At 62.2% G+C, this 11,977-nt stretch carries 13 protein-coding genes and 1 pseudogene (1 of these 14 running past the window's edge); 7 read left to right on the top strand and 7 right to left on the bottom strand.

Going from position 1 to position 11,977, the window contains the following annotated elements:
- Nucleotides 1-905, top strand: partial view of an IS66 family transposase gene (gene tnpC, locus BIWAKO_RS33475; protein WP_069883406.1) — the 3' portion only. Its footprint begins 574 nt before the window's first position; the window shows 905 of its 1,479 coding nt (coding positions 575-1,479); its start codon lies off the left edge, out of view; its stop codon occupies nucleotides 903-905.
- Nucleotides 906-976: 71 nt separating this feature from the next.
- Nucleotides 977-1,450 carry a Ros/MucR family transcriptional regulator gene (locus tag BIWAKO_RS33470; RefSeq protein WP_084652527.1) on the top strand — a complete coding sequence of 158 codons (474 nt, stop codon included), beginning with the start codon at nucleotides 977-979 and terminating at the stop codon, nucleotides 1,448-1,450.
- Between the two features lie 23 nt (nucleotides 1,451-1,473).
- Here BIWAKO_RS33470 and BIWAKO_RS34675 read toward each other — a convergent pair whose 3' ends face one another.
- Nucleotides 1,474-1,680, bottom strand: a complete 207-nt coding sequence (locus BIWAKO_RS34675) for a cold-shock protein (protein ID WP_074471714.1) — start codon at nucleotides 1,678-1,680, stop codon at nucleotides 1,474-1,476.
- Nucleotides 1,681-2,006: 326 nt separating this feature from the next.
- Here BIWAKO_RS34675 and BIWAKO_RS33465 point away from each other — a divergent pair, with 326 nt between their 5' ends.
- The 3 genes and pseudogenes from BIWAKO_RS33465 (at nucleotide 2,007) to BIWAKO_RS33450 (ending at nucleotide 4,096) form a co-directional block, all read left to right on the top strand.
- Nucleotides 2,007-2,459 (top strand): hypothetical protein, encoded by a 453-nt coding sequence (locus BIWAKO_RS33465; protein ID WP_069883265.1) that lies wholly within the window; start codon nucleotides 2,007-2,009, stop codon nucleotides 2,457-2,459.
- Nucleotides 2,460-2,529: 70 nt separating this feature from the next.
- Nucleotides 2,530-3,257: pseudogene (locus BIWAKO_RS35100) on the top strand (IS5 family transposase); the annotation flags it as partial.
- Nucleotides 3,258-3,397: 140 nt separating this feature from the next.
- On the top strand, nucleotides 3,398-4,096 hold the full coding sequence (locus tag BIWAKO_RS33450) for a response regulator transcription factor (RefSeq protein WP_069883263.1): 699 nt from the start codon (nucleotides 3,398-3,400) through the stop codon (nucleotides 4,094-4,096).
- 177 nt (nucleotides 4,097-4,273) lie between these two features.
- Here BIWAKO_RS33450 and BIWAKO_RS33445 read toward each other — a convergent pair whose 3' ends face one another.
- The 4 genes from BIWAKO_RS33445 to BIWAKO_RS33430 form a co-directional block, all read right to left on the bottom strand.
- Nucleotides 4,274-4,885: a DUF533 domain-containing protein gene (locus tag BIWAKO_RS33445; RefSeq protein WP_069883262.1), complete on the bottom strand. Its 612-nt coding sequence runs from the start codon at nucleotides 4,883-4,885 to the stop codon at nucleotides 4,274-4,276.
- A gap of 142 nt (nucleotides 4,886-5,027) precedes the next feature.
- The gene (gene glsA / locus BIWAKO_RS33440) at nucleotides 5,028-6,065 is read right to left on the bottom strand and encodes a glutaminase A (protein ID WP_069883261.1); all 1,038 of its coding nucleotides are present in this window, start codon (nucleotides 6,063-6,065) and stop codon (nucleotides 5,028-5,030) included.
- Nucleotides 6,066-6,736: 671 nt separating this feature from the next.
- On the bottom strand, nucleotides 6,737-6,835 hold the full coding sequence (locus BIWAKO_RS37015) for a glutathionylspermidine synthase family protein (protein WP_141740459.1): 99 nt from the start codon (nucleotides 6,833-6,835) through the stop codon (nucleotides 6,737-6,739).
- A gap of 21 nt (nucleotides 6,836-6,856) precedes the next feature.
- Nucleotides 6,857-7,318 (bottom strand): CBS domain-containing protein, encoded by a 462-nt coding sequence (locus tag BIWAKO_RS33430; protein WP_069883405.1) that lies wholly within the window; start codon nucleotides 7,316-7,318, stop codon nucleotides 6,857-6,859.
- A 570-nt stretch (nucleotides 7,319-7,888) separates the two neighbouring features.
- On the opposite strand from BIWAKO_RS33430, the gene BIWAKO_RS33425 reads away from it, so the two are divergent.
- Together BIWAKO_RS33425 and BIWAKO_RS33420 are read left to right on the top strand one after the other, a co-directional pair.
- Complete coding sequence (locus tag BIWAKO_RS33425; RefSeq protein ID WP_201788731.1) at nucleotides 7,889-8,674, top strand: dienelactone hydrolase family protein; 786 nt, start codon at nucleotides 7,889-7,891, stop codon at nucleotides 8,672-8,674.
- An 11-nt stretch (nucleotides 8,675-8,685) separates the two neighbouring features.
- A complete protein-coding gene (locus tag BIWAKO_RS33420; protein ID WP_069883259.1) occupies nucleotides 8,686-8,991 on the top strand; it encodes a DUF6295 family protein in 306 nt (101 codons plus the stop codon).
- Between the two features lie 113 nt (nucleotides 8,992-9,104).
- On the opposite strand, the gene BIWAKO_RS36270 is transcribed toward BIWAKO_RS33420, so the two are convergent.
- Complete coding sequence (locus BIWAKO_RS36270; protein ID WP_069883258.1) at nucleotides 9,105-9,287, bottom strand: hypothetical protein; 183 nt, start codon at nucleotides 9,285-9,287, stop codon at nucleotides 9,105-9,107.
- A 284-nt stretch (nucleotides 9,288-9,571) separates the two neighbouring features.
- Nucleotides 9,572-11,743 carry an SF1B family DNA helicase RecD2 gene (gene recD2 / locus BIWAKO_RS33410; RefSeq protein WP_069883257.1) on the bottom strand — a complete coding sequence of 724 codons (2,172 nt, stop codon included), beginning with the start codon at nucleotides 11,741-11,743 and terminating at the stop codon, nucleotides 9,572-9,574.
- Nucleotides 11,744-11,977: the final 234 nt, after the last annotated feature.

Raw genomic sequence — 11,977 nt, 5'->3', positions numbered from 1 at the left:
CCGACTGGGTCGGCAAGGCTGCCTTCCTGCTGCGGCCCGTCCATGCGCGGCTGTTCGAGCGCCTGAAGGCGTCGGACAAACTCTTCGCCGATGAGACCACGGCGCCGGTGCTCGATCCGGGCCGTGGCCGGACCAAGACCGGCCAGCTCTTCGCCTATGCTCGTGACGACAGGCCCTGGGATGGATCGGATCCGCCTGGCGTGGCCTATCTCTATGCTCCCGACCGCAAGGCCGAGCAGCCGATCCGGCATCTTCAGGGCTTCGTGGGCACGCTGCAGGTCGATCGCTACGCTGGCTACAAGGTCCTGGCCGAGCGCAACGCGGTGAGCCTGGCCTTCTGCTGGAGCCACGCCCGGCGCAAGTTCTACGAGCTCGCCCAATCCGGCCCGGCGCCGATCGCCAGGGAAGCCCTCGCGCGTATCGCGGCGCTCTACCAGGTCGAGGCCGACATCCGCGGCTGCTCGGCCGAGGAACGTCGTGCCGCCCGGCAGGCCAGGAGCCGCCCCATCGTCGCGGCGCTGGAGCCGTGGCTCAAGGAGAAGCTCGGCCTCGTCAGCCAGAAGAGCAAACTCGCCGAGGCCATCCGCTATGCCCTCTCGCGCTGGCAGGGCCTCACCCGCTTCCTCGACGACGGCCGTGTCGAGATCGACTCCAACGTGGTCGAGCGCGCCATCCGGCCGATCGCGCTCAATCGCAAAAACGCGCTCTTTGCCGGCTCCGACGGCGGCGGCGAGCACTGGGCCGTCATCGCCTCGCTCGTGGAGACCTGCAAGCTCAACGCCGCCGACCCACAAGCCTATCTCGGCGACGTCATCGCCCGCATCGTCGCCGGCCATCCCCAGAGCCAGATCGACGATCTGCTGCCTTGGGCCTACGCGCCCCAACCACTCAAGGCCGTGGCCTGAGAACAGCGGTTACGGCGGATCGACAGGATGCTGGTGTGGAGAGCCAGCAATATAACATAGAGGCCCCCCCAATGGACCCGAGAACCGAAGCTCCGAAATTGGTTGATCTAACGGCGGATATTGTTTCCGCTTTTGTAAGCCACAATTCGGTACCCGCTACCGAACTGCCAGACTTAATCGCGAAGGTATATCAGTCGCTCGGGAAGGTGACGTCGCCCGAGGTCGTCGCTCCTATTGAGGAGAAGCGCGAGCCCGCGGTTCCGATCAAGAAGTCGATCACGCCCAATTATTTGATCTGTCTAAACGATGGCCGCAGCTTCAGGAGCCTCAAGCGTCATCTGCGGTCCTCTTACAATCTGTCACCTGAGGATTATCGGAAGATGTGGGACTTACCCCCAGATTATCCGATGGTAGCCCCAGCATACGCCGAGGCTCGATCACAGCTTGCCAAGAAGATGGGGCTTGGTCAGGCGGAAGCGCTCACGGGTTGCCTGACGGCCGCCGGAGTCCGAACGTGTCATCAAGAGAATAGCCGCCCGGTGTAAAAACATCGGACGGCTTCCCATTCTCAAACTTTAAGATTAGCAGCAGACTCTTTGCCGCTACGACGGTCGGCTTCCAAATCATAGGTGATCTTCTGACCTTCGGCTAAGCCCCGAAGACCGGCGCGCTCCAAGGCAGTCGCGTGGACGAAAACGTCCTTACCACCTGTGTCGGGAGCAATGAAACCATAACCTTTGGTTTCGTTATACCACTTGACCGTTCCATTCGCCATTCTTGTTCCCATTGCTTTATTGGGGCGTCCGATCAAAGCGTAGGGCACCGTCCACATTTTGCAAAGCGTCCCTATCAATCACTTTTTCTGACGGTAAACTGGGCGTTGGAAGCGGACTTGGCCGATACCTGCCGTGTTGCTTTACCTCCCGGGCTTGCCACTTTGCCTTACTGTTTCGCTCAGTGTATTCCGGCGTGCCATTATCGCCTATTGGTGGCAATTGGCTGACAATAGCAAATCAATGGCTACAAAGCACAAGCTGCCATTCGAGGTGGCGTGTTAGCGAAACTCCGGAATTTTCGCCGCCGTCTGCGACAGAAGCACCTGTGTTCAACTTTTTCCCCCGAAAGCCGCAAACGTCCAAGGCAGAGGTGGTCGCTGCTCGCCTGGAAGACTTCCTCGACATGATTACCACGGCAGCTTCGATTAGCGCCAAACTTGGTGGCGGCGCTGACCGGATGGTCGAAAACAAGTTGGCATTCCACGCTGCTATTTGGGCAGCTGCGGATGCCTATGGGCAACTGCACGGCGCCTCAACAGAAGAGACCACCGAGGGTGTACGGCTGTATCTCAGTCGCTACGGCGACGCAGAAGAGACGCTCAAGACGATGCTTATCAGCTTTATGCTGCCTGAATTCGCTCCGTTGGTTCGGGCTACCGGCGAAGCGATCTTTGCTATCCGCGCCGAGGCTTCAGATAGCGGCCTGGAATTGCGTCGGCTGACTGAGCTGGCGGATTTCATCGCCGATTTCGAGGCACGCCCTCAGCGCACCAACTAGGGTTCGGACCCATAAAGCGGTTGGCCTCGTCGGCTCGGCGCGATCCACGGCTTCCGGGACGAAGCCGTGGATGGATCTGAATCGCTTCTGGCTCACGAACGCGCAATTCGCGCGGATCGAGCCGCATTTGATGACTGATACGGGGGGGTAAGCCGCGTGTTGATGACCGCAGGGTGATCAGCGGCATCGTCCATGTTCGGAAGTCCGGCCGGCGCTGGATCGATGCGCCGCCCGACTACGGACCACGCAAGACGCTCTGCAGCTTCTATGTCCGCTGGGCCGCAAGGGCCTCTGCATAGACCTCTTCCATGCCCTGGCGAGCGCAGGCGGCCCTCCGGCACAGGTGCTGATCGGTTCCTCCGCCGTGGGGCGCACCGCTCGGCGTCTGGCGGAATAGGGGGAGCGGAACCAGGCCAGCGACCGGTTGCGCGGCCAGCGCACAACCAGAATCCACGCGTTGACCAATCGCGACTGTCGGCCCATCGCCTTTCAGCTCACCAGCGGCCAGGGCGCTGATTGTGCGTCAGGCGCGGCCTTGGTGAAGCAGATGCCAGCTGCCCGCACCCTGCACGGCGACAGAGGCTACGACAGCAACGCCATTCTCCGGCAGGTCGAGGAGAATGGCACGATGCCGAATTTCCCACCCAAAGCTGACTGGCGCTGGAAGAACTGCTTCTCACCTTTGCTCTACTACGACCGAAACGCCATCGAGCGCATGTTCGGCCGCCCCAAGGACTTCCACCTGTCGCCACACGACATGACCTTCTCGCCGCCGTCTGCATCGCCGAGACCGTCAGCTCTATTCAGAGCCCTCCGCGGATACTTGCGGACGTTTGCGAAGACGCCGCGAATTTTGAAGATGCATCGTTAAAATGTTGAATTATTAACCATACTTCAGCCATCCTAGCGAAATTATCCGCAGCGAAACGGAGTTTACTATGCGCGTTTTGTTAATCGAGGACGACGCATCGATCGCGCAGAGCATCGAGATGTTTCTCAGGCTGGAGAACATCGAGATCACCAAGACAACCTATGGAGCCGATGGCCTCGCGCTCGCTCAGGCAGTGCCGTATGACCTGATAGTTCTAGACCTCGGCTTGCCAGACATGCCAGGCATAGAGGTGCTCACGAAACTCCGTGCATCCTCCATCAAAACTCCCTTGATGATCCTCTCGGGTATCAATGAGATTCAACAGAAGGTCCGTTCGCTGATTGCAGGGGCGGATGACTACCTGACAAAGCCATTCCACCGAGACGAATTTCTTGCCCGCCTGCGGACTTTGGTGCGTCGCTGTAGCGGGACCGAACACCGCGCTGTCAGGGTCGGAGATCTCTGCATCGATCTGGATTCAAAAACGGTTGACGTTGCCGGAAAGCCAGTTCGCTTGACTGGCAAGGAATATGAGATCGTTGCGTTCCTGGCGAGCCGCCGTGGGTTCACTCTGTCAAAAGAAATGATCCTCAATCACCTTTACGGTGGGATGGACGAACCCGAACTCAAGATCGTGGACGTTTTCATCTGCAAGGTGAGACGGAAACTTGCAGACGCATCAGGAGGAACGAACTACATCGCTACGGTTTGGGGACGCGGTTACATGTTGAACGATGCCGAGCCTTCCCTCCAAATGGTTTCCTAAGGTCGGTTCTTTCTGCTGTCCTTACGGATAGCGTGTCTCGATCGCGCCCGGGAAAACTGATCCGTCCCCGCCGAGAGGTCCAGCTTGATTCTTAGTGGATTGTTGGCCTCGGCGCCAAAGTAGTGCTGGAACGTTTCGAAGGCCCCCCGACGAATTGCATCAACAATCGCGTCGCGATCAGCCGAAAAGCGCAGGGACGCTGAGCTTTGCATGGAGCGCGTTCATCTGGGCAGGCTGGAGCCCGAGCGCCTGGCCGAGGCTCGCGAGGTACTTGGCCTCCGCCTGGCTGTCGAGGTCAATGCCGAGAACAGATACCGTATAGACTTGCTGCTCAAGGCCCTTCGGCACCTGCTTCACGAGGCCCGCCACGTCGACCGGCGCAGCGAGCTCGCGGTTCACGAAGTCCATGTCCTGCGGCGAGGCGTCACCAAGCGCTCCCAGGATCTTCTGCCTTTCGCCATCATCGAGTTCGCCGTCGCACTTCGCCGCCTGCAGCATGGCTTTGAGCATGAGGCCCGCGGCGGCCTCTTGCTGCGGCTTGGGCGCGACATTGGGCTCCCCGGCATTCTGCAACGATTGATTGAGCACATCCCCGAACGACCCGCCCGTCCCGGCCGGCTCAGCTTTGGCGCCACCGAACCCGGCGGCAGCCCCGCCCAACGCCGAGGCGAGGCCCCCGATGATCGCATCGAGCCCGGTTCCGCCCGACGCAGGGCCTGCGCCCGGACGCGCGGCGCCCGTGGACGCTCCAGCGAGTTGTTCGAGCAGCCCGCCCAGACCGTTCGGCAACGGAGGCGGCGCGGGAGTGTGGCCGCCTTGTCCGCTAGCCCGGCGGCGGCGGGCATTCCGTCATTTCAGGGTGCGCTGAAACAGCTTGGCGGAGCTGAGGGTGAACTTACAAATTCTACGGCGCTGACGCGCCCGGAAGCGGTCAAGACTGCGCGCGCGAGGCACCTCCTCGCTCGACCGGTGCGGACACGAACAGGTTCAGCCCGAGCCGCTCCGACAGGAAGCGGGTGGCGAGCAGCCCGCGAACACTGTTGCCCGCCTCGTCCAGCGGTGGCGAGTACGTGGCCAGCGCGCCCTTGCCGGGCGCAACGGTGATGATGCCGCCACTGACGCCGCTCTTTCCGGGCAAGCCGACGTCGAAGAGCCAGTGTCCAGAGTGTTCATAAAGCCCCGCGGTGGCCATCACGGCAAGAACGTGCCGGCAGGTGCCGGCCGAGACCACGCGCTCGCCGGTTGCCGGATTGACGCCGCCCGCGGCAAGCGTTGCACCCATTGTCGCCAGATCGCGTGCCGTGACGAGCAGCGAGCACTGCCGGGTATAGACCTCGATGGCCTCGTCGGGGTCGCAGTAGATGCGGCCGTAGCCGCGCAGCAGGTGCGCGATACCGGCGTTGCGCTCGTTCGTAGCAGCCTCCGACGCGTATACACGCTCGTCGAGTTCGAGCCTGCGACCCGCAAAGCGCGACAGGCCGTCGCGCACGCGGCTCCAGCGGTCCTCCGCCGACGCGCCGGCGACAAGGCTCGTGGTAGCGATCGCGCCGGAATTTACCATGGGGTTGGTCGTGCGGTTGGCGCGCAGTTCGATCGCCATGACGGAATTGAAGGGCTGCCCCGTGGCATCCACGCCGAGCAGGCGCTCGCCCTCGTCCGGGCCGAGCGCCTCACACACGAGCGCGAAGACGAAGGGCTTGGACACGCTCTGGATCGAGAAGGAGTGGTCGGCCTCGCCCACCGCGAAGGTCTCGCCGCGCGCGTTGGTCACGCAGATGCCGAAGTGCGCCGGGTCGGCCTCGGCCAGCGCGGGGATGTAGTCGGCGATCTTGCCGCTGGCCTCGCGGGTGAACCGCCCGTGGGCCGCCGTGACCAGCGCAATCACCTGGTCGCGCGCGGGCAGGGAGCCCGTCGAGACGTAAGCCTCGCCGGCATCCGGATCGGTGCCGCGCGGAGTGGGTTCGCTCATGGAGTGGGCCCTCGGGCTGCGTCCGGTTCACTACATGGTCGTGGCGTAGCGGGCGTCCCGCACAACAATGTGCACGAACTGCTGTTCGACCACTACGGGTTTGAACATCACGAATGCGGCGAAGTCCGGTTCCCCTAGCTGCGTGCCAGTGCGTCGAAGGACCATAAGGATGCGGCAGGGCCGCATAGCACCCATCTCGGTGGTGGGTCTCGCAGTGCAGCTACCCGACGGCCTTGCGCCATCGGCTGCATTGGTGTCAAGCCAGATTCCGGACGTTTCCGACGGGGATTGGTAAGCCTGATCGCTCCCCGAAAGCAGGCCGAGCGGGCTCCCTATGTGTCCCGGCCGCCGCTTCTTTCCCGGCGCTATTTCGAAACCAGCGGACACTTGCTCTGGGACAGTGACCAGTCATGCCGTCACCCAGCGACCCATGGCGATTGGCGGTCCAAGGCGCGACGCCAGTCAATGATAATAGTCGTCGTCGTCTTGGTGATCCTCATCCAAGTTGTAATCGCCGTCCTTTGCGGTGAAGTCAGCCTCATGTGCCGCTTCCGCTCATTCTGTCTACCGGCACAGCGCAGTAACAACTCCTCGCACATGTCGAGCGTCACGAGCAGGAACAGAAACAATACCGTGATCGCGCCAACAGGAGTTCCGGGCCGTGTCGACGATCAGCCGAGGCGGATGCCGCCCCACATCATCAGGATGAGCACATTCGCCAATTCGCCTTCGCGCGAGAAAGCGGGCTTGCGCGACCTGTCGCTGCTCACCCTGACCACCTGTCGTCGCGATCAGCCCCCATGGAAGCTAGTGGGCCAAGGTGCCGAGGCGTGACGCGATGCGTCGCGTGCCACAAGCTGCGATACCTCAGCGAACAGGTCCATCGGCGCTTTCAGCGCCAAATCCGACAGGGAGAGGATACCGATCATCCGCTTCTCCCGGTTCATCACCGGCACGTGATGGATCTGTTTCTCCGCCATGCGGCGCGTCGCATCCCTGACGTCATCATCCTCGAAGCACCAGGTGATGCCGGCCGTCATGACCTTTCTCGCCTCTGTCGTGTTGGGATCGGCCCCCTCGGCGCAGCCACGGCAGGCCAGGTCTCTGTCGGTAATCATTCCGATAAGGCGATCATTTTCTCCCACCGGGAGGCACCCGATGTCCGCGTCGCGCATCTTGCGCGCGACCTCGGCCAGCGAGATGTCCGGAGAGATCCATTCCGCATGAGCGGTCATAGCGTCACGAACGAGCATGGTTACCTCCTGCTCTGCGCGGCTTCTGATCTGAGGCATGTCGCTCGCTGAAGGGTCGCCCTGGTGGTCTCCATGTTGCGCCGGAACGCGCTGCGACCGGCCGAGCGCGCGATCCGCAGAACGACCCTGCGCGCGCCGAAAGCGTGGTCCGGGGAAGGGCTTTGGCGAGGGCCCGCCCAGAGAGCGGCATGCCCGTGGATGATAACGGATCATCGCAGGGCGAGCCAGAACAGACAGAGTGCTGGCCGCCAGGCAGTTCGGCGCAGTCTGGGCCGGCTACATGGCTGGGAAAGCGCTGCTGCAAAGGCGGAAGGCGCGCGAGCAGCAACACGTTCCCGATTAGTTACCTCCCCCCTCAAGGGCTTCATGGTCGTGAGATGAAGGAGCCCTGATTGTCGCAATTGCCCAGGGGTGGAACGATAAGTTGAATGGGTGATCGGCTGAGGGCGGGCGATAAAGGTGGCATCGTCAATACCTCGACGATGCTAACGAACGCGCCAACCGGCATCCGGAGCGTTGCTGACGCATGAGTTTGTCATGCGCATCGCCTAAACGTTAGTATTCAACCGCATGGACGATCTGGGCTGGCGCCTGTGGAGCATACCAATGTCATTCTACCGAGGCATGATCTGCGACAACGTCACGATCAGCGGAGACAAGGGCACCCCGATTACCGCCTACGTGGCCAAACCGGAGGGGAAAGGCCCCTTTCCGGCCGTGGTACTGGTTCACCATCTCCCAGGCTGGAGCGAGTTTTACATAGAGACGACGCGGCGCTTCGCGCATCACGGCTATCTCGCGATCTGCGCAAACCTGTATGAGCGCGCTGGTGGAGGCGATCCGGACGACGTCGCCGCCAAGGTGCGCGCCGAAGGCGGGGTCCCCGACGCCCAGGTAGTCGGCGATACAGAAGCTGCCGTGAACTGGGTGCGCGCGCAGTCCGAGCATAATGGCAAGATTGGCCTCTTCGGCTCCTGCTCCGGCGGCCGGCACGCCTTCATCTACGCCTGCCGGAAAAAGAATGTCGACGCCTGCGCCGAGCTTTGGGGTGGTCGCGTGGTGATGGGCGCGGAGGAGCTCAACGATAATACGCCTGTCGCGCCTATCGACCTGACGAAGGACCTCTCCTGCCCCTTGATCGGCATCTTCGGCAACGACGACCGGGCACCGAGTCCTGAGCAGGTGAACCAGCACGAGGCCGAACTCAAGAAGCACGGCAAGAGCTACGAATTCCACCGCTACGACGGTGCCGGCCACGGCTTCTTCTATTGGCACCGGCCGATCTACCGGCCCGAGCCGGCGATGGATGGCTGGAGCAAGGTTTTCGCCTTCTTCAAGACCCATCTGGCGAAATAGGAGACACTGACATGTGCACGTCGATCGTCGAGATCGTCCAGGCGGAGGGCATGGCGAAGCGCGGGAACGAATGGTTTCCGCTGACTCAGGCGGTGGTAGCTTACGACCATGCGCGCCATGCGCCTTTGGCCGATGTCATCACGCTCGATTTTATCAATGCCAGCCTCGACCCCGGAGCGCGCGCCGGCGTTGAGTTGACACTTGAATGCGCCAAGGCACTGCGCACCGCTCTCGATCGGGCGATCATCGCTGCCGAGTTCGAGGAGGCCGAAGTGCGGGGCAAGGGCGCTGCGCCGGGTCGAGCCCGGGCTGCGTGACACCGGACTGGGCGAGCCGCGAGATGAGCCCAGTCTTTGAACCATTTACCAGCGATCGGTAGCTGCTTAAAATCGTACGCTAAGATCGAACCACTATTTCTGCATCGTTCCCATTAGCCCCGCGGAAAGCGAAGCGGCCTAACCCAACGGGCGGTCGGATCCGAGTCATCAAAGGGGAGGTCGTCGCCGCCGCCGGTCGGAATCGCCTCAGCCAGCAGCGTGTCGTTGCTCAGCAGGCCCGCATCCTCGAGCTTTTCGAGATCGGGCAGGTCGCGCAGGCTGGCGAGAACGAACACCGACAGGAATTGCGATCAGTGGAGCCGCGCCTCTCATGGCGCCCGCGGGAAGACGACGGCGCCGAGCGCCGCGACCCATGCTGTTTCTGTCCGCAAACGCCTCCCTGGAGCCGATCACCCGCAGCGAGCTCAACAAGGTCTTTTGGCTGAAGCGGGCCGGCGATCACCTGGCAGGCCATATTCCTCTCCCCACTCGCAGACTTTATGAGCCAACCAGCAACTGGTCGGCGTGCCCATACGGAGCGCCATCGCTGCCGGACCAAAACTCCGCTGTGCAGGGCTAGCTACTCCATCCACTCCCGCAATTTCGTCCATCGACGTTTTCCGCCCGCCCTGATCGCCATGGCCAGGGCGCGCTTCTGCCCCACGATGACGACCAGCCGTTTTCCCCGCGTGACGCCCGTGTAGAGAAGATTGCGAGCCAACATCATGTAGTGCTGGGTCGTCACTGGAATGACGACGGCGGGGTATTCCGAGCCCTGTGATTTGTGGATCGTCGTCGCGTAGGCCAGCACGACCGTATCGAGCTCACCGAATGGATAGCTGACGATCCGGCCGTCGAACTCGGCGGTCAGTTCGCCTTCCTCATCGTCGATGCCCATCACCATGCCGAGATCGCCGTTGAACACCTCACGGTCGTAGTCATTTACGGTCTGCATAACGCGATCGCCAACCGCAAAGGTCCAGCCGAAGCGCTCGACCGAAGCCGTAGGGTTCGGGTTGAGGACCCGCTGGAGTTCAACATTGAGATTGCGCGCCCCCAGCAGTCCCCGGTTCATTGGACATAGGACCTGGATATCAGCGATCGGATCGAGCCCGAAGCGTCTTGCAATCCGATCACGCACGATCTCTCGAATCTTCGCGACACCGTTTTCGGGCGTGTCGATCTCGACGAAAAAGTAGTCGCTGTCTTGCCGCGGCGCGGCGGATTCCGGCATTTGCCCCTGGTTGATGCGGTGGGCATTGACGATGATCCGGCTGGTTGCGGCCTGCCGGAACACCTCGGTCAAGCGCGCGGTCGGCAGGGCCTGGGACGAGATGATGTCGCCTAGAACCTGTCCTGGCCCGACCGATGGCAGTTGGTCGACATCGCCCACCAGCAGAAGCCCTGCCCCGTGTGGAACGGCTTTCAGCAGCGCGTGCATCAGTGGTACGTCGACCATGCTGGTCTCGTCGACCACCAGGAGCTGGCAGTCGAGAGGACTTTCGAGACCCTTCTTGAAACTGCCGTTCGCCGGATCAACCTCCAGCAGGCGATGGATGGTTTTGGCCTCGATGCCGGTCTGCTCCGTCATCCGCTTGGCTGCGCGTCCGGTGGGGGCTGCCAGCAGCACGCGCACGCCCTTGGCGACCAAAATGCGCAAGATGGCGTCCAGAAGTGTCGTCTTGCCTGTGCCTGGGCCGCCAGTGACCACCGCAACCTTGCTCGCGAGCACGAGACGGACCGCTTCGATCTGCGAAGCCGCCAATGCCTTGCCGGTCCGCTTTTCGATCCAGGGCATAGCCTTTTCGAGATTGATCCCAGGCCATGGCACAGGCCCAATAGCCAGATCAGCGAGACGCCGCGCGATCGCCTGTTCAGCAGCATGCAGACCTTTCAGGAAAACGCACTGCGCGTCTTCGATCCGGTCCGAAACAATGTCACCTCGCTCCAATTCGGTCCGGATCGCGGTTCTGATCAGAGCGGCATCGACCTCCAGGAGCTTTTCGGCCAGCTTCACGAGGGCGTCCTGGGGCAACCCGCAATGGCCTTCATCCGTCGCCTCTTGAAGCGCAAAGGAAACGCCAGCTCGCAAGCGCTGGGGCGCGGTCTTCTTCATGCCGAGCTTTGCTGCGATCGAGTCCGCTGTGCGAAAGCCGATCCCGCGAATGTCACGGGCGAGCCGATAGGGGTCTTCCGTCATCACGGCGATGGCTTCATGCCCATACGTCTTAAAAATGCGGACCGCCCGGGCTGTCCCGACGCCGTGGGCGTGAAGGAATATCATGATCTCCCTGACGGCCTTCTGCTCCGCCCATCCCGCCACGATGCGCTCGGCGCGCTTCGGACCGATCCCGGCAACCTCCTTCAGCCGATCCGGATGAGCCTCGATGATGTCGAAGGTGGCCGCCCCGAAAAGCGCCACGATGCGCTTGGCCATGGCGGGGCCGATCCCCCGCATCTGCCCGGATGCGAGGTATCTTTCGATGCCCTCCGCCCCGGTCGGCGGCGTGGCCTTCATGACCTGCGCCTTGAACTGGAGACCGTGGGTTCGATCGGTAATCCAGATGCCCGAGGCCGTAACGAACTCGCCCGCTCCGATCGTTGCGGCGTGGCCCACCACGGTCACGAGATCGCGCCGGCCCCGCGCCTTCACCCTGATCACGACAAAGCCGCTTTCGGCGTTGTGGAAGGTCACCCGCTCCACAGTTCCAGCGAGCGTTTCCAAGGGTGGTGGTAAGGGGTGGGCTTGCAAGGATGCATTCCGTCGGGGAGCCGGCTGACATTAACGGATTGTGTCAGCCAAACACGCAAGGTTCTGTGCAAACCACTGGGCGCCATGCCGTTGCGCGATCCGGAACCGCCCACACGATATCGGCTCGGAGCCGAGGCCGTTCCGGCGCCGCGACAACAGAGGACCACATCGCATGCAAATTTCACATGGCGGCTAGGGCTTCTCCGCTCGGCGATTCCGCGGCGAATTCATAGT

Origin of the sequence: Bosea sp. BIWAKO-01, from assembly GCF_001748145.1 — a bacterium.
Lineage (GTDB): Bacteria > Pseudomonadota > Alphaproteobacteria > Rhizobiales > Beijerinckiaceae > Allobosea.
This window is presented reverse-complemented; position numbering and strand designations above follow the sequence as displayed.